The 15,102-nt window shown below is 72.4% G+C and carries 19 protein-coding genes; 17 read left to right on the forward strand and 2 right to left on the reverse strand.

Features of this window, described 5'->3' with window-relative positions; translation table 11 throughout:
• Nucleotides 1-41: 41 nt before the first annotated feature.
• Nucleotides 42-764, forward strand: coding sequence for a 3'-5' exonuclease (locus ABZ016_RS25370; RefSeq protein ID WP_356918978.1), 723 nt, complete (start codon nucleotides 42-44; stop codon nucleotides 762-764).
• A gap of 16 nt (nucleotides 765-780) precedes the next feature.
• On the opposite strand, the gene ABZ016_RS25375 is transcribed toward ABZ016_RS25370, so the two are convergent.
• Nucleotides 781-1,656: an aminoglycoside phosphotransferase family protein gene (locus ABZ016_RS25375; protein WP_356918979.1), complete on the reverse strand. Its 876-nt coding sequence runs from the start codon at nucleotides 1,654-1,656 to the stop codon at nucleotides 781-783.
• Nucleotides 1,657-1,816: 160 nt separating this feature from the next.
• Here ABZ016_RS25375 and ABZ016_RS25380 point away from each other — a divergent pair, with 160 nt between their 5' ends.
• The 7 genes from ABZ016_RS25380 (at nucleotide 1,817) to mgt (ending at nucleotide 9,374) form a co-directional block, all read left to right on the forward strand.
• Complete coding sequence (locus tag ABZ016_RS25380; RefSeq protein WP_356918980.1) at nucleotides 1,817-2,767, forward strand: sugar ABC transporter permease; 951 nt, start codon at nucleotides 1,817-1,819, stop codon at nucleotides 2,765-2,767.
• Complete coding sequence (locus ABZ016_RS25385) at nucleotides 2,764-3,597, forward strand: carbohydrate ABC transporter permease (protein WP_356918981.1); 834 nt, start codon at nucleotides 2,764-2,766, stop codon at nucleotides 3,595-3,597. The genes ABZ016_RS25380 and ABZ016_RS25385 overlap by 4 nt, the downstream gene beginning before the upstream one ends.
• Nucleotides 3,597-4,874 (forward strand): sugar ABC transporter substrate-binding protein, encoded by a 1,278-nt coding sequence (locus ABZ016_RS25390; protein WP_356918982.1) that lies wholly within the window; start codon nucleotides 3,597-3,599, stop codon nucleotides 4,872-4,874. The genes ABZ016_RS25385 and ABZ016_RS25390 overlap by 1 nt, the downstream gene beginning before the upstream one ends.
• Before the next feature lie 71 nt (nucleotides 4,875-4,945).
• Nucleotides 4,946-5,569, forward strand: coding sequence for a TetR/AcrR family transcriptional regulator (locus ABZ016_RS25395; protein ID WP_356918983.1), 624 nt, complete (start codon nucleotides 4,946-4,948; stop codon nucleotides 5,567-5,569).
• Entirely contained in the window at nucleotides 5,566-7,044 is a 1,479-nt protein-coding gene (locus tag ABZ016_RS25400; protein WP_356918984.1) for an MFS transporter, read from the forward strand. The genes ABZ016_RS25395 and ABZ016_RS25400 overlap by 4 nt, the downstream gene beginning before the upstream one ends.
• A 300-nt stretch (nucleotides 7,045-7,344) precedes the next feature.
• Nucleotides 7,345-8,124, forward strand: coding sequence for a 23S rRNA (adenine(2058)-N(6))-methyltransferase Erm(O) (erm(O), locus tag ABZ016_RS25405; RefSeq protein WP_356918985.1), 780 nt, complete (start codon nucleotides 7,345-7,347; stop codon nucleotides 8,122-8,124).
• Nucleotides 8,121-9,374 carry a macrolide-inactivating glycosyltransferase gene (gene mgt / locus ABZ016_RS25410; protein WP_356918986.1) on the forward strand — a complete coding sequence of 418 codons (1,254 nt, stop codon included), beginning with the start codon at nucleotides 8,121-8,123 and terminating at the stop codon, nucleotides 9,372-9,374. The genes erm(O) and mgt overlap by 4 nt, the downstream gene beginning before the upstream one ends.
• A 57-nt stretch (nucleotides 9,375-9,431) precedes the next feature.
• Here mgt and ABZ016_RS25415 read toward each other — a convergent pair whose 3' ends face one another.
• Nucleotides 9,432-10,382, reverse strand: coding sequence for a zinc metalloprotease (locus ABZ016_RS25415; protein ID WP_356918987.1), 951 nt, complete (start codon nucleotides 10,380-10,382; stop codon nucleotides 9,432-9,434).
• Between the two features lie 201 nt (nucleotides 10,383-10,583).
• Between ABZ016_RS25415 and ABZ016_RS25420 the strand changes: the two genes are divergently transcribed.
• From ABZ016_RS25420 to ABZ016_RS25460, 9 genes are all read left to right on the forward strand, one after another.
• A complete protein-coding gene (locus ABZ016_RS25420) occupies nucleotides 10,584-10,901 on the forward strand; it encodes a hypothetical protein (RefSeq protein WP_356918988.1) in 318 nt (105 codons plus the stop codon).
• Between the two features lie 237 nt (nucleotides 10,902-11,138).
• Nucleotides 11,139-11,687: a DUF1697 domain-containing protein gene (locus tag ABZ016_RS25425; RefSeq protein ID WP_356918989.1), complete on the forward strand. Its 549-nt coding sequence runs from the start codon at nucleotides 11,139-11,141 to the stop codon at nucleotides 11,685-11,687.
• Nucleotides 11,680-12,054: a nuclear transport factor 2 family protein gene (locus ABZ016_RS25430; protein WP_356918990.1), complete on the forward strand. Its 375-nt coding sequence runs from the start codon at nucleotides 11,680-11,682 to the stop codon at nucleotides 12,052-12,054. Before ABZ016_RS25425 ends, ABZ016_RS25430 begins: the two co-directional genes overlap by 8 nt.
• 53 nt (nucleotides 12,055-12,107) lie before the next feature.
• Nucleotides 12,108-12,404 carry a gas vesicle protein gene (locus tag ABZ016_RS25435; protein WP_356918991.1) on the forward strand — a complete coding sequence of 99 codons (297 nt, stop codon included), beginning with the start codon at nucleotides 12,108-12,110 and terminating at the stop codon, nucleotides 12,402-12,404.
• 133 nt (nucleotides 12,405-12,537) lie between these two features.
• A complete protein-coding gene (gene gvpJ, locus ABZ016_RS25440) occupies nucleotides 12,538-12,921 on the forward strand; it encodes a gas vesicle protein GvpJ (RefSeq protein WP_086025191.1) in 384 nt (127 codons plus the stop codon).
• Nucleotides 12,918-13,637 (forward strand): GvpL/GvpF family gas vesicle protein, encoded by a 720-nt coding sequence (locus tag ABZ016_RS25445; RefSeq protein WP_356918992.1) that lies wholly within the window; start codon nucleotides 12,918-12,920, stop codon nucleotides 13,635-13,637. Before gvpJ ends, ABZ016_RS25445 begins: the two co-directional genes overlap by 4 nt.
• 12 nt (nucleotides 13,638-13,649) lie before the next feature.
• On the forward strand, nucleotides 13,650-13,901 hold the full coding sequence (locus tag ABZ016_RS25450) for a gas vesicle protein GvpG (RefSeq protein ID WP_356918993.1): 252 nt from the start codon (nucleotides 13,650-13,652) through the stop codon (nucleotides 13,899-13,901).
• Nucleotides 13,898-14,269, forward strand: coding sequence for a gas vesicle protein (locus ABZ016_RS25455; protein ID WP_356918994.1), 372 nt, complete (start codon nucleotides 13,898-13,900; stop codon nucleotides 14,267-14,269). The genes ABZ016_RS25450 and ABZ016_RS25455 overlap by 4 nt, the downstream gene beginning before the upstream one ends.
• Nucleotides 14,266-15,087: a GvpL/GvpF family gas vesicle protein gene (locus ABZ016_RS25460; RefSeq protein ID WP_356918995.1), complete on the forward strand. Its 822-nt coding sequence runs from the start codon at nucleotides 14,266-14,268 to the stop codon at nucleotides 15,085-15,087. Before ABZ016_RS25455 ends, ABZ016_RS25460 begins: the two co-directional genes overlap by 4 nt.
• Nucleotides 15,088-15,102: the final 15 nt, after the last annotated feature.

The raw sequence follows: 15,102 nt of genomic DNA on the forward strand, positions 1-15,102 counted from the left end.
GAGCCCACTGGGGGAACGCACCACAAGAAGGGGGACCGCCCATGGGCTGGCACCGGGAGCTGCTGATCGGCTTCGACCTGGAGACGACGGGCACGGATCCGCGCGAGGCGCGCATCGTCACGGGGGCCGTGATCGAGGTCAGGGGCGGGGAGCCGGCGGGGCGCCGGGAGTGGCTGGCCGACCCGGGGGTGCCGATCCCCGAGGACGCGGTGGCGGTGCACGGCATCAGCAGCGAGTGGGCGGCGGCCGAGGGCAGACCGGCCGACCAGGTGGCGGACGCCATGGCCGAGGTCCTCACCTCCTACTGGAAGACCGGTGTGCCGGTCGTCGCCTACAACGCGGCCTTCGACCTGACCCTGCTCTCCGCCGAGTTGCGGCGCCACGGCCTGCCGTCCCTGCGCGACCGTCTCGGCGGCGTGGACCCGGCCCCGGTCATCGACCCGTACACCATCGACCGCTGGGTCGACCGCTACCGCCGCGGCAAACGCAACCTCGAAGCGGTCTGCGCCGAGTACGGCGTGGTCCTCGACTCCGCCCACGACGCCCTGGCCGACGCCCTCGCGGCGGCCCGCCTCGCCTGCGCGATAGCCACCCGCCACCCCAAGATCGCCGCCCTCGGCCCGGCGACCCTGCACCACCGCCAGATCGAGTGGTACGCGGAGTGGGCGGCGGACTTCCAGACCTTCCTGCGCAAGAAGGGCGACGCGACAGCGCTGGTCGACGGGGCATGGCCCTTGCGGGAATTGGCGGACGAGCCGGCCTGACCCCGGCTGCGGGCAGTCAGAACGGAAACCACCTCACCGTCTCACCGCCGTCCCGCAAAGACGCCACCCGCCGCTCGAACTCGGCCAATGCCTTCGGGTTGCTCGGCGCATGCTGGGCGACCCACGCGCAACTGGCCGTCTCCCGGGCGCCGCGCAGGACACCGCAGCCCTCCCAGGCGCGAACGTCCCAGCCGTAGGCCTCGGTGAAGGACTCGTACGCCTGGTCCGGCACCCCGTACCGGTCGTGCGACAACACCATCACCACCAGATCGTGCTCGCGCAGGTCCGAGGAGACCGTCTCCAGATCGACCAGCACCGGACCGTCCGGCCCGACGTGCACATTGCGCGGCAACGCGTCGCCGTGGATCGGGCCCGGCGGCAGGTGCGGCGTCAACGCGGCGGCCTCCGCCGCGAATCCGTCCCGCCGCGCCCGCAGATACGCCGTGTCCGCGGGATCGATCGCATCGCCCGCAAGCCGCAGCCACCGTTCCACACCACCCAGCAGATCACGGCCGGGAAGCTCGAAAGGAGGAGGAGGCGTGGCATGCACGACCCGCAACAGTTCGGCCAAATCCCGCGGCTCGGCGGGCCGTACGGCATCCGGCAGCCGATGCCACACCGTCACCGGATGCCCGTCGACCAGCAGGGGCTCGGACGCGGCCGCCCGCACCGCCGGCACCCCCGCCTCGTCGAGCCACAGCGCGATGTCCAGTTCGCGCCGCGCCCGGTCGAGGAGCTCCGCGTCGCGACCCACCTTGACGACCAGGTCACCGGCGGCGAACACCGCGTTCTCACCCAGCGCGAGCAGCCGTGCCCCGCGGGCAGAGCCGGTCCCCGCGCCGGGCAGCACCCCCGCCGCGGTCAGTACGTCCCGCGCCCGTGCCTCGTCCATCGTCCGCCTCCGTCGTTCACGTCCTGTGCCGTCGGGTTCCGGCCATCCGCCGGTCAGTGTCGCATCGGCACAGGTGGGGCGGCATGCGCGGTGCCTTGACGAGGCAGAACGCCTTCACGACCATGACCTGGTCGGCCGAGCCGCCAAAGGGGCTGATTCCGTGACATCGGTGACTGAGTCCTCGCCGCCGACGCCGAAGAGACCGGCCGGCCGCAAGCCCGGCGAGGTCCGGCCCCGCCGGGCCGTCGACCACGGCGCCTGGTTCCTCGTCCTGCCCGCACTGCTCCCCATCCTCGTCCTCAGCGTCGGCCCGCTGCTGTACGGGATCCTGCTCGCCTTCACCGACGCCCAGTCCGGCCGCACCGAACCCACCCAGTGGATCGGCGCACTCAATTTCCGGGACCTGCTGCACGACACGCTGTTCTGGGAGTCGTTCCGGATCGGGCTGGTGTGGGCGGTCGGGGTGACCGTGCCGCAGTTCCTGCTCGCGCTGGGCCTCGCCCTGCTGCTCGACCAGGACCTGCGGCTGCGCTGGCTGGCCCGTGCCCTGGCGATCATCCCCTGGGCCATGCCCGAGGTCGTCGTCGGCCTCATGTGGCGGCTCGTCTACAACCCCGACGCGGGCATTCTCAACGAGACCCTGTGCGACCTCGGCCTGGGCGGTGGCCGCGACTGGCTCAGCGGGCTCGCCACCGCGCTGCCCGCCGTGATCGTCGTGGGAGTGTGGGCGGGCATGCCCCAGACGACGGTGGCGCTGCTCGCCGGTCTGCAGAACACCCCGCGCGAACTCCACGAGGCCGCGGCGGTCGACGGCGCGAGCGCCTGGCGCCGGTTCCGCACGGTCACCTGGCCCGCCCTCAGACCCGTCGCCCTGGCCATCACCGCGCTCAACCTCATCTGGAACTTCAACTCCTTCGCCCTGGTGTACGTCCTCACCAGCGGCGGCCCCGGCGGCCGGACCCGCCTGCCGATGCTCTTCGCCTACGAAGAGGCCTTCCGCTACGGACAGTTCGGCTACGCGGCGGCGATGGGCTGCGTGATGGTGGCCGTGATCTCGATCGCGCTGGCCGTCTTCCTCGCCGGCCGCCTCCGGGGAGGTGACGAGGCGTGAGGACCAGCACCCCGGCCCGCGTCGGCCAGTACACGGCGCTCCTCGCCTACCTCGTCTTCCTCGCCTTCCCGTTCCTCTGGCTGGTCTCCACCGCGTTCAAACCGCCGCGTGAACTGGGCAGTCCGCACCCGACCTGGATCCCGAAGGACCCCACCCTCGACAACTTCCGGCAGGCCTTCGACGAACAGCCGCTGCTGCACGCCGCCCTCAACTCCCTGCTCGCGGCGCTCGGGGCGGCGGTCGTCGCGGTGCTGATCGCCACACCGATGGCGTACGTCGTCGCCCGGCGCCGCACCCGGCTCGCCAAGGCGGTGACGGGCTGGGTGGTGGTCAGCCAGGCGTTCCCCTTCGTCCTGTTGATCATCCCGCTGTTCCTGGTCCTGAAGAACCTCCACCTGATCAACTCCGTGCCCGGGCTGGTGCTGGTCTACGTGGTGTGGGCGCTGCCGTTCGCGCTGTGGATGCTCGCCGGGTACGTGCGGGCCGTACCGCCCGAACTGGAGGAGGCCGCCGCGGTCGACGGTGCCGGGCGGCTGCGGACACTCGTGTCGGTGACAGCGCCGCTGCTCGCGCCGGGCATCGTGGCGACCGCGCTGTTCGCGTTCATCACCGCGTGGAACGAGTTCTTCTTCGCGCTCGTGCTGCTCAAGACGCCGGAGAAACAGACCCTGCCGGTCGTGCTCACCCACTTCATCGGAGCCGAGGGCGTCGCCGACCTCGGCCCCCTCGCGGCGGCGGCGTTCCTCGCGACGCTGCCCTCGCTGGTCGTCTTCGCGATCATCCAGCGGCGCATCACGGGCGGCATGCTCACCGGGGCGGTGAAGAGCTGATGAGACACGTACGCCTGCTGCTACCGGTCCTCCTCCTGCTCCTCGCCGGCTGCTCCTCCGGAGGCACCCGCGACGACGGCCGGATCACCCTGCGCTTCCAGTCCCTGGCCTGGCAGCAGGAGTCGGTCGAGGCCAACAAGGAACTGGTCGAGGAGTGGAACGCCACCCACCCGGACGTCCGGGTCGAGTACGTGCAAGGCACCTGGGACAGCGTTCACGACCAGCTCCTCACCGCCTTCGAGGGCGGCGAGGCACCCGACATCATCCACGACGCCTCCGACGACCTCGCGGACTTCGCCTACGGCGGCTACCTCGCCGATCTCACCGACCTGCTGCCCGCCCGGCTGAAGTCGGACATCCCGCCGCGCAGTTGGCAGACGACCACCTTCGGCGACGGCGTCTACGGCGTGCCCTTCCTCCAGGAACCCCGCGTGCTGATCGCCAACGCGAAGTGGCTCGAGCGGTCCGGTGTCCGGATCCCGACACCCGAGCACCCCTGGACCTGGGCCGAGTTCCGCCGGATCACCGAACGCCTCAGCGGCCAGGGCACGTACGGCGTCGCCTGGCCGCTGAAGGAACCGGTCTCCGCCACGCTCAACCTCTCCCTGTCGGCGGGCGGACAGCTCTTCCACCGCGGGCCGGACGGCAAGGTGACGGTCCGGTTCGAAGCGGCCGACCAGGTGGTGCCGCGCACCGTCCACGAGCAGGTCGGCACCGACCGCAGTGCCTCGCCCACCACTCTGGGCAGCGGCGGTTCGGACACCCTGCCCGGCTTCTTCGGCGGCCGGTACGCGATGGTCCCGCTGGGCTTCTCCTACCGCCAGCAGATCGTGCAGCAGGCCCCGAAGGGCTTCGAGTGGCAGGTGCTGCCGGCTCCGGCGGGCGCGGGGGGACTCACCCAGGGTGTCAGCCCGCAGACCCTCTCGATCGCCGAGGACTGCCCGCACCAGAAGGAGGCGGCCGCCTTCATCGACTTCCTGCTGAGGCCGCGGAACATGGTCCGTCTCGCCCTCGGCGACTGGATGCTGCCCACCGGCACCCAGGCCCTGAACGACCCGGCGCTGCGCACGGCCGAGCACGGCTGGTCGACGGGCACGGCGCTCGCCACCCACCTGAGCCCCGCGCCCGCCCAGACCGTACGGGGCTATCCCGAGTGGAAGGACAAGGTGGCGACCCCGGCCCTCCAGGAGTACTACAGCGGCGCGATCGGCATCCGTGAGCTGCGGGAACGCCTGGAGCGGGACGGCAACCTGGTGCTGGCGCGCTACCAGCGCTGAGTACCGGCCCCGGTCAGCGCCACGATCAAGGGCGTAGACAGTGTCTACGGGCTCCTGGTAGACACTGTCACATGGACGCCGAGGGGACGCTGCGGGTGCGGCTGGTCGATGCCGGGGTGGAGCTGGTGCTGTCCGAGGGCAGCGGCTCGGTCGGGCTGCGGGAGATCGCCCGCCGGGCGGGTGTGTCGCACGGCGCGCCCCGGCGGTACTTTCCGACGCACCGGGCACTGCTGTCGGCCATCGCCCGCCGGGGCTTCGAGGAACTGGGCGCGCGGGCCGTCGCGGCCACGCCCGAATCCGCGTCGCCGCGTGCGCAGTTGGCGGCACTGGCGCGGGTGTACGTCGCCTATGCGCGGGAGCGGCGTGGCATGTTCGAGTTGATGTTCCGTCATGACCTCCTCGACAGCGACGGGCAGAGCGAGGCTCCGGCGGGGCCCCGGCTGCGGGAGGCGACGCTTCCGATGTTCGAGCGGGTCGTCACGCTCGTCGCCCGGTGCCGGGGAAAGGCCACGGAGGTCCCGGCGCCCGTCACCGCGGCCGCCCTCTGGTCGAATCTGCACGGCATCGCCGAACTGTGGTCCTGGGGCAGCCTGCAACTCGCCCTCGGCGGCGGTCCGGGCGAGCAGCCCGCCGACAGCCCCGACCGGATCGTCGAAGCGGCGCTGGACGCCCATCTCGGCCCGGCCGCCTCATGACCGGGCGGCTGCGACGCTCCGCTCCGCTCCTCGTCAGCGCGGCCGGGGCGATGATCGTCGCGCTGGACGGCACCGTCCTGCTGGTGGCACAGCCCAGCCTGCAGCGCGCGCTCGCCGCCGGCCCCGTACAGGTCCAGTGGACCAGCACCGGCTACCTCGTCGCGGTGGCCGCCCTGCTCGTCCTCGCGGGCCGGCTGGGGGACCGGTACGGGCACCTGCGGCTGCTGCGTACCGGTCTGCTCGGCTTCGGCGCCGCCTCCGCCGGGATCGCGCTCGCGCCCTCGGTCGGCTGGGTGATCGCCCTGCGCGTGCTCCAGGGCCTGTTCGGCGCCCTGCTCCAGCCGGCGACACTCGCGGTGCTGCGGCTCGCCTACCCGGAACGGGAGCTCCGCCGGGCCGTCGCCGTGCGGACCGGGGCGATCGCGGTGGCCGCCGGGAGCGGCCCGGTGCTCGGGGGAGTCCTCGTGGCGCACTTCGGATGGCGGGCCGTGTTCTGGCTCAACGTCCCGATCGTGCTCGCCGCGGTGCTGCTCGCCCTCGTGGTCCGCCTTCCCGCCCCCGAGCGCCCGGCCCCGCAGCGGCTCGACCTCACCGGCGCGGTACTGCTGGCGGGCACCCTCGCGCTCCTCGTCCACGCCCTGGCGGGCGTCCCGTCGCACGGCTGGACCGCCGCGCCCACGCTGCTCGAACTGTCCGCCGTGGCGGCCCTGGCGGCCGCTCTCGCCTTGAGCCAGCGCCGGGCCGCCCATCCGATCGTGCCGTCGGCCGTGGCGCGGTCGGTTCCGGTGACGGCCTCGATGGTGCTGCTCCTGCTCGCCACCGCGGGTCTGTTCGGCAGCCTGTTCACCGCCACGTTCCTCCTCCAGGGCGTCCTGCGCCTGGACGCTCTCGCCACCGGGCTGCGGGTCCTGCCGCTCACGGTGCTGATGGTGCTCGGGTCGCCCCTGGCGAGCGCCGCCCTGGTCCGGTGGGGTCCGCGACCGACCGCCGTCACCGGAACGCTCCTGGTCGTGCTCGGCGTCGCGGGGCTCGCACAGCTGTCCGCGAGCGGCGCGATGGGGCCGGTGGGTGCCGTCTTCGCCCTGATCGGTGCCGGGTTCGCCGCCGTCATGGTCACCGCCACCGGGACCGTCGTCGGCGACGCGCCGCCCGAGTACGCCGGAGCCGTCGGCGGGCTCAAGCAGACGGCGACGAACATCGGCCCGACCCTCGGCATCGCCGTCGCTACGAGCCTGGGCGCCGCCGCCTCCCCCGGCGCCGCCCTGCTCGCCCTGGCCGCGATCACGGCCCTCGGCCTGCTCCCTGCGGCACTGCTGCCCGGGAACCGGAAGGCGGGCGCACCGGAACGACCCACAGGGCACGGGCCCGAGGCCCTTGCGCTTCGATCCCCTCACGAGCACGGCCCGGCCGCGTCGCCGTCGTCCGCCGCGCCTGCGGGCCGCCGCAACCCGCGGCGCACCCGCGACGGCGTATGACCGGCGGGACGGCGCAGCCGTTGCCGCGTCGTCCGGCCCGGGCGAAAACCCGTTGTGCGTCGCCGACGCGACCACCTAGCGTGCCGCTCGTGGGTATCAACGCGATCTGCATCTCCGGTCACCTCCAGGGCTGCGCGCACGCCGTACGGGTGCGCCGCGGCCCCGGAGCCCTGACCGGCCCGGGGAGCCACGCCCGCTGAGCCTTTCGAGGCCGGCGCTCCTTCTCCCTTTCTTCTCTGTCTTCCGGTCAGGGCCCTCGGCTGCCCTTTTCCACCTCACGGAAGACAAGGACCGCAGGCCATGGCCCGCCCCACCGCGACCTCCCGCGCTCTCTCGCAGAACTTCCTCGCCGACCGCGCCACCGCCGAACGCTTCGCCCGGCTCGCCGTCCCTCAGGCCCGGCCGATCCCGCTGCTGCTCGAAGTCGGAGCCGGCAAAGGCGCATTGACCCTCCCACTGGCCCGGCGCTGCCAGGAGCTGCGCGCGTACGAGATCGACCCGCGGCTCGTGCCCGTCCTGCGCGGCCGCCTCTCCGGCACGCCACACGTGCGCGTCGTACACGGGGACTTCCTCGCCGGGCACCCGCCACGCACGCCCTTCTCGGTCGCCGGGAACGTGCCGTTCTCCCGGACCGCCGCCGTCGTCGACTGGTGCCTGCGCGCTCCCGCCCTCACCGACGCCACCCTGCTCACCCAGCTCGAGTACGCCCGCAAACGCACGGGGGACTACGGCAACTGGACGCTGCTGACGGTCCGGACTTGGCCCCGTTACGAGTGGCGGCTGCTCGACCGGGTCGGCCGGCGCGCCTTCCGGCCCGTCCCCCGCGTGGACGCCGGGGTGGTGCGCATCGAACGGCGTGCCACGCCGCTGCTCGACGACACCGCGTACCGGAGCTGGCGGTGCCTGGTCGAGCTGGGCTTCTCCGGGGTCGGGGGTTCGCTGCACGCCTCCTTGCGGCGGGCCCACCCGAGGCGGCGGGTGGACGCCGCGTTCCGGGCCGCGCGGCTGGATCCAGGGGTGCTCGTGGGCGAGGTGACGCCCGGGCGGTGGCTGCGACTGCACGAGGAGCTGGCCGCATGAACAGAAGGAGCTTGCACGAGACGTCTCGTCTCGCGTACGGTCTGCGCATGACCAGTCGCGCTCATATCGCCATGTTCTCCATCGCCGCTCACGGGCACGTGAACCCGAGTCTCGAGGTGATCCGCGAGCTCGTGGCGCGGGGGCACCGGGTGACGTACGCGATCCCGCCGGTCTTCGCCGAGAAGGTCGCGGCGACCGGCGCCGAGGTGAAGCCGTGGAACTCGACACTGCCCTCGCCCGACGACGACCCGTCGGCGTGGGGGACCACACTCCTGGACAACGTGGAGCCGTTCCTCGAGGACGCGATCCAGGCCCTGCCGCAGCTGATCGACGCGTACGAGGGCGACGCGCCGGACCTCGTGCTGCACGACATCGCCTCGTACCCGGCCCGCGTGCTCGCCCACCGCTGGGGCGTTCCCGCGATCTCCCTGTCACCGGCCATGGTCGCCTGGGAGGGGTACGAGAAGGAGGTCGCCGAGCCCATGTGGGCGGAGCCGAAGGAGACCGAGCGGGGCCGCGCCTACTTCGCCCGTTTCCAGGCCTGGCTGGGGGAGAACGGGATCACCGTGCACCCCGACGAGTTCGGCGGCCGGCCCGACCGCTCGATCGTCCTGATCCCCAGGGCGCTCCAGCCGAACGCGGACCGGGTCGACGAGAGCGTGTACTCCTTCGTCGGAGCCTGCCAGGGCGACCGGACCGCCGAGGGCGACTGGCGGCGGCCGGCCGGTGCCGAGAAGGTCGCGCTCGTCTCCCTCGGGTCGGCCTTCACCAAGCAGCCCGGCTTCTACCGGGAGTGCGTCAAGGCGTTCGGCGACCTGCCGGGCTGGCACCTGGTGCTCTCGATCGGCAAGCACATCGACCCGGCCGAGTTCGCGGACGTACCCGGCACTGTCGAGGTGCGGTCCTGGGTGCCTCAGTTGACGATCCTCAAGCAGGCCGATCTGTTCGTCACGCACGCGGGCGCGGGCGGCAGCCAGGAGGGCCTCGCCACCGCCACGCCGATGATCGCCGTCCCGCAGGCCGCGGACCAGTTCGGCAACGCGGCCGTCCTCGAGAGCCTGGGCGTCGCCCGGCACCTCCCCACGGAGGAGGCGACCGCCGAGGCCCTGCGCGAAGCCGCCCTGGCCCTCGTGGGCGACCCGGAGGTCGCGCGCCGGCTGAAGGCGATCCAGGGCCAGATGACCGAGGAGGGCGGCACACACCGCGCGGCGGACCTCATCGAGGCCGAACTGCGCGCCCGTCAGCACTAGTCGGGGTGGTCGCCCCGCTCCGCCGGGGCGACCGCCCCGTGCCGGGCCGTCACGCCCTCACACCGCGACGGCCTGGCGGGTCAGGGGCGAGCGGGCATGGTCGAGCGCGGCGTCCATGCGTGCCGCCTGCCCCTTGGTGAACATGAACATCGCGGCGTCGTCGGTGTAGTCCATGTAGTTCATGAACATGTCGCCGTTCGGCCCGTTGTTGCACGTCACATGGGGGAAGCTGGGGGAGCCGAGGTTCGGCCCGCCCTGGTTGGGGGTGTCCGACACGAAGTCGCTGCCGCTGCACCCCTCGTCGTCGTCGCCCCAGATGTGCCGCAGGTTCAGCCAGTGCCCGATCTCGTGCACGGCCGTGCGGCCGCCGTCGAACGGAGCGGTGGCGGTGCCGGTGTTCCCGAAGGCGGAGTACGTGATGACCACTCCGTCCGTGGAGGCGGCGCCGCCCGGGAACTGGGCGTAGCCCAGCAGTCCGCGGCGCAGCCGGCAGACCCAGAGGTTCAGGTAGACGTCCGCGGGCCAGGCGTCGTGCCCCCCGCTCAGGCTGAACTTGACCAGGTCGTCCGTGTCCCAGTCGGCGTTCGAGGTCTGGGTCCGTGTGATGCCGTCGGTGGGGCGGCCCAGCGGGTCGGTGCGGGCGAGGTGGAACTGGATGCGGGCGTCGGCCACCAGGTCCTGCCAGGTCGCGGGAACCTTGCCGACATCCGGGTTGCCCGCCCGGAAGTCCTGGTTGAGCACCGCGATCTGACTGTGGATCTGGACGTCGCCGACGTTCTGCTCCGGGGTGTTGTGCACGACGTGCACCACGACCGGGATGTCGACGATGCTCTGCCGGGCGGAGACCTGCTCCGTCGACTCGTAGGTGAACGCGGCGTTCTCGATCAGGGTGCGGTTCTCGGCGTACTCGGGGTTCAGGCTGAGGAGTCTGCGGTGCACCTCCATGGCGCCGCACCAGCGGCTGTACTCGGCGGAGGTGGCGCGAAGATAGGACTGAGCATCGGACATGACTGCCCCTCGGGGGAGCTGAGGGTGTGCCGCGCTCGCGGCTGCGGAACTGCGCGTCTGGAACGCGCCGCGGGGGCCGGGCGACATCCGGGCGGAGTGGCCGGTTGCCCGTTCCCTCCGAACCCATACACTGATAATCCTAGTCACTAGGGTGCAATACCGGCAATTTGGGCAGCTTTGAGCGAGTGAGGTGGCCCGTCCATGCGAGAGCCTCCGTCGAGCCTGTTCCGCTCCTGGTTCCACTCCTTCGAGGAGGACCACGACGACGTACGGGTGTACCGGCCGGACGACTACCCCTTCCCGCCGGCGCGCGGACGCCGGGGCATGCGGTTCGCGCCCGACGGCGCCTTCGTCGACCACCCGCTGGGACGCGGGGACGCGCCCGACGCCGTGCCCGGACGCTGGCGGCTCGTGGCGGACCGTCACATCGCGCTCACCTTCGACGGCGCCCGCCCGGACCGGGAGCTGGAGATCCTGCGCTGCGACGAGGACGTCCTGCACGTGCGCCGCCTCACGTGAGTGGGCCCGCACTCCCTCCCCACTGGGGAGGACCGGAAAGGACGGCGGGCCCTTACATCTATCGGGTCGCGCCCATCCGGACCCCAAGGGGGACATACCGGGCTCCTCGGCTGTGTGGATCCTGGGCAGACGGTTGTGCCCCACAGTGACCCATGAGTAATTTACGGGGCCGGGCAGCAGCCCACCGGCCGTCGTGCCCACCCCCACGGGGCACGACGGCCGTCCTATCGTGTGCGGATGACGACGAAGTACGCGGCGCTGCTGCGCGGGATCAACGTGGGCGGCAGCAGGAAAGTCCCGATGGCCGATCTGCGCACCCTCCTGGCGGGTCTCGGCCACAAGGACGTGACCACGCACCTCCAGAGCGGCCAGGCCGTGTTCTCCTCCGGCCGCGGCGACGAGGAGTCGCTGGCCGCCGAGATCGCGCACGCCCTCGAACAGCACTTCGGGTTCGGCGTCGACGTGATCGTGCGCGACCACGCCTATCTGAAGGCGATCGCCGACGCCTGCCCGTTCCCGGCCGCCGACCTGGAGCCCAAGCAGCTCCACGTCACCTACTTCTCGGCGCCCGTGGGCCCCGAGCGCTTCGCGGAGATCGACCAGGCCGCCTACCTCCCCGAGGAGTTCCGCCTCGGCGACCGCGCCCTGTACCTGTACGCCCCGAACGGCCTCGGCCGCTCCAAACTGGCCGAACACCTGGCCAAACCCCGCATCAACAAGGGCGTGATCGCCACGACCCGCAACTGGAACACCGTCGTCAAACTGGTGGAGCTGACGGGTGTCTGAGCGCGACGCGGCCGTCGAGGCCGCCATGGAGCTTGAACTGGCCCTCCTCACCCCGAAGATCCGCAGCTCGCCCGACAGGGTCGGAGCGCTGCTGCACCCCGACTTCCACGAGTTCGGCGCCTCCGGCCGGCACTGGAGCCGGGCCGCCATCATCGCCTCCCTGGCCGCGACCACCGGCCCGGGCTCCCGGCCCGTCGCCGTCTCCGCCATGAGAGGCGTACAGCTCGCCCCGGAGCTGGTCCACCTCACCTACGACACCGAGTACGACGGCAGCCGCGCGCACCGCAGTTCGCTGTGGCGGCGGACGGACGGCCGGTGGCTGCTCTACTTCCACCAGGCGACACCGTTCAGCGAACGGCCGGGGTAGGCGTCTGGCCGATTCACCCCCCACCCGTGCCTCGGACTTGGCACGGTAGGACCATGACGAGCACTGATCACGACACGACGCCTCCCGAGCGGCTGACGGCCCTGCAGGCCATGCGTGGCGCCGCCGCCCAGCTCGCGGAGCTGCTCGGCACCACCCCCGACTCCGTCTCCGCCGTCCGCCCCGCCCCGGACGGCTGGACGGCCGACGTGGAGGTGGTGGAGCTGGAGCGGGTCCCCGACACCATGACCATCATGGCGACGTACCGCGTCACCCTGGACCCGCGGGGCCGGCTCATGGGCTACGAAAGGGTGCGCCGCTACGCCCGTGGCCAGCTCGACCGGCAGCGCTAGCACCCCCGTCTCCTCTCAACTCCCGTTCCCGGCAACCGTTTTTGGTGTTCACGTGAACACGCCCGCCACCACCCCCGTACCTACGGGCGGCACGAGAACGGACCTTCGCGAGAGGAAACGCACCGTGACCGTCATGACGCAGTCCGGCGGGATCCAACCCGCCGCCACCTCCAGCGGTTCGGGGACCGCCGGCCTCTTCGACATCCTCGAACTGATCCTGGACCGCGGGCTCGTCATCGACGTGTTCGTGCGGGTCTCACTGGTCGGCATCGAGATCCTGAAGATCGACATTCGCATCGTCATCGCGAGCGTCGACACCTACCTCCGCTTCGCCGAGGCCTGCAACCGCCTCGACCTGGAGGCCGGGCGCAAGGCCCCCGACAAGCTCACCGACATCGTCGGCAACCTCGTCGAGAGCGGAGCACGGGGCAAGACCAGCGGCGCGATCGGCGGCGCCATCGACGCGATCGGCGACATCTTCGACCGCGACGACAAGGACCGGGAGGACGAGCGGTGAGCGGCGTCTACGTCTACGCCGTCACCCGCGCCGACCACCCCCTGCGGCTCGACGGCCTGCGCACCGTCGGCGGGACGGACGAACCCCCGCGCGCCGTCGTCCACGGCCCGCTCGCCGCCGTGGTCAGCGCCGCTCCGCCCGACCTGCGCCCCAAGCGGCGCGACCTCGGCGCCCACCAGGAGCTCCAGGAACGCCTCATGGCCGACGGCTCGGTCCTGCCCATGCGGTTCGGACTGCTCGCCCCGGACGACACCGCCGTCAGAACGGCCCTGGAGTCGAAGCGCGACGACTACGCCCGCAGGCTCGGCGAACTGCACGGCACCGCCGAATTCAACCTCAAGGCCGCCCGCTCCCAGGACGACCTGCTGCGCGAGGTGCTCGACGGATCCGAGGAGGCCCGCCGGCTCAACCAGTGCACCCGCGACGGCACCGGAACCTACGAGGACCGCCTCGCCCTCGGCGAACTGGTGGCCCGGCAGGTCGACGCCCGGCAGCGGCGGCAGGCCGAAGAGATCGTCGGGAGGCTGTCCGGGATAGCCCGGGCCAGTGTCGTGGCCGACCCGTCCAAGGACGACTTCCTCAACGTGTCGTTCCTCGTCGAACGGGCCCGCGCCGACGAGTTCAGCGCCGCCGGCCAGGCCCTGGCCCACGACTACGGCGCCGCCTACGACTTCCGGCTGCGCGGCCCTCTGCCCCCCTACAGCTTCGCCGCCTGACGGGGATCGGCCATGGGTCTGCTCACCGGCATCCTCGCCCTCCCGCTCGCGCCCCTGCGCACCACCCTCTGGGCCGCCGAGCAGCTCCAGAGCGCCGCCGAGGCGCAGTACTACGACCCGGCCCCCGTCCGGCAGGCCCTCGTCGAACTGGAACGCGCCCTGCTGGAGGGCCGGATCGGCGAGGACGAGTACGACCGCCGCGAGGACGAACTGCTGGACCGACTCGACGAGATCACCGCCCGAAGGCGAGCCCCCCGACCATGACCCACCCGGCCCCCTCGGCGGCAGGCGGACTCAACCAAGCCTCCCGCCTTCCCTCCTCCTACGGCCACGCGCCCGGCGCCCAGTCCGCCAACCTCGCCGACATCCTCGAACGGGTCCTCGACAAGGGCGTGGTCATCGCCGGCGACATCCGGATCAACCTGCTCGACATCGAACTGCTCACCATCAAGCTGCGCCTGCTCGTCGCTTCCGTCGACAAGGCGAAGGAGATGGGCATCGACTGGTGGGAACACGACCCCTCCCTCTCCTCCCGGGCCGCCCGCTCCGAGCGGTCCCTGGCCGACGAGAACGAACGTCTGCGCGCCGAGATCGCCGCCCTCAAGGCGGCCGACAGGAGCCCGGAGCCATGACCGACCCCGACCTCGTCTACGCCTACGCGGTCCTGCGCCGCACCCCCGAGGCCGCCGCGGCGGTGGCGGACCTGCGCGGGGTCGCCGGGGACCGGATCCACCTGGTGGAGCCGACGGACCCCGCCCCACGACTGGCCTTCGCCGTCGGCCGGGTCCCGGCCACCGACTACGACGAGGCGCCCCTGAAGGCCCACCTCGACGACCTGGACTGGCTGGAGGCCACGGTCCGCTCCCACCACGCCGTGGTCGCCGCACTCGTCGCCGGCGGCGCCGCCGTGCTGCCGCTGCGCCTCGCCACCGTCTACCACGACGAGGACAGCGCCCGGCAGGCCCTCGACACCCGCCGCACGTATTTCCTGTCCCTCCTGGACCGCCTCACCGGCCATGTCGAACTCGGCGTCAAGATCTACGCCACGCCGGACGTCACACCGCCCGAGGCCGAGGCCGGCAACGCGCAGGAGCCGGCCACGGGCCTCGGGGTCGGCCGTGCCTACCTGGCGATCCGCCGCCGCAGACAGCGCCGCAACGAGGAAGCGTGGCGCACGGTCGCCCAGGCCGCCGCCCACCTCACCGAGACGGCCGGCGCCCTCGCCGTCGACCGCGTGGCCCACACCCCGGAGCGCGGCAGCCTGGCAGGCTCGGCCTCCGGCACCAACGTGGGCAACGACGCCTACCTCGTCCCCGCCGACCGCGTCGACGCCTTCCGCACCAGCCTCCTCGCGGCCGCCCAGGGCATCCCGGGCCTCCGCGTGGAGCTCACCGGCCCCTGGGCCCCGTACTCCTTCGCCCTCCAGCCGGAGCCGGAGGCCGCCGCGTGACCGTCGCCCCGGACG

It is taken from the genome of Streptomyces sp. NPDC006372 (assembly GCF_040612515.1).
GTDB lineage: Bacteria > Actinomycetota > Actinomycetes > Streptomycetales > Streptomycetaceae > Streptomyces.

Bases quoted from the DNA above. Each gene is read 5' to 3' on its own strand.
- ABZ016_RS25370 (WP_356918978.1), top strand. From the start codon at position 42: ATGGGCTGGCACCGGGAGCTGCTGATCGGCTTCGACCTGGAGACGACG.
- ABZ016_RS25375 (WP_356918979.1), bottom strand. From the start codon at position 1,656: ATGGACGAGGCACGGGCGCGGGACGTACTGACCGCGGCGGGGGTGCTG.
- ABZ016_RS25390 (WP_356918982.1), top strand. From the start codon at position 3,597: ATGAGACACGTACGCCTGCTGCTACCGGTCCTCCTCCTGCTCCTCGCC.
- ABZ016_RS25395 (WP_356918983.1), top strand. From the start codon at position 4,946: ATGGACGCCGAGGGGACGCTGCGGGTGCGGCTGGTCGATGCCGGGGTG.
- ABZ016_RS25400 (WP_356918984.1), top strand. From the start codon at position 5,566: ATGACCGGGCGGCTGCGACGCTCCGCTCCGCTCCTCGTCAGCGCGGCC.
- mgt (WP_356918986.1), top strand. From the start codon at position 8,121: ATGAACAGAAGGAGCTTGCACGAGACGTCTCGTCTCGCGTACGGTCTG.
- ABZ016_RS25415 (WP_356918987.1), bottom strand. From the start codon at position 10,382: ATGTCCGATGCTCAGTCCTATCTTCGCGCCACCTCCGCCGAGTACAGC.
- ABZ016_RS25420 (WP_356918988.1), top strand. From the start codon at position 10,584: ATGCGAGAGCCTCCGTCGAGCCTGTTCCGCTCCTGGTTCCACTCCTTC.
- ABZ016_RS25425 (WP_356918989.1), top strand. From the start codon at position 11,139: ATGACGACGAAGTACGCGGCGCTGCTGCGCGGGATCAACGTGGGCGGC.
- ABZ016_RS25435 (WP_356918991.1), top strand. From the start codon at position 12,108: ATGACGAGCACTGATCACGACACGACGCCTCCCGAGCGGCTGACGGCC.
- gvpJ (WP_086025191.1), top strand. From the start codon at position 12,538: ATGACGCAGTCCGGCGGGATCCAACCCGCCGCCACCTCCAGCGGTTCG.
- ABZ016_RS25450 (WP_356918993.1), top strand. From the start codon at position 13,650: ATGGGTCTGCTCACCGGCATCCTCGCCCTCCCGCTCGCGCCCCTGCGC.
- ABZ016_RS25455 (WP_356918994.1), top strand. From the start codon at position 13,898: ATGACCCACCCGGCCCCCTCGGCGGCAGGCGGACTCAACCAAGCCTCC.
- ABZ016_RS25460 (WP_356918995.1), top strand. From the start codon at position 14,266: ATGACCGACCCCGACCTCGTCTACGCCTACGCGGTCCTGCGCCGCACC.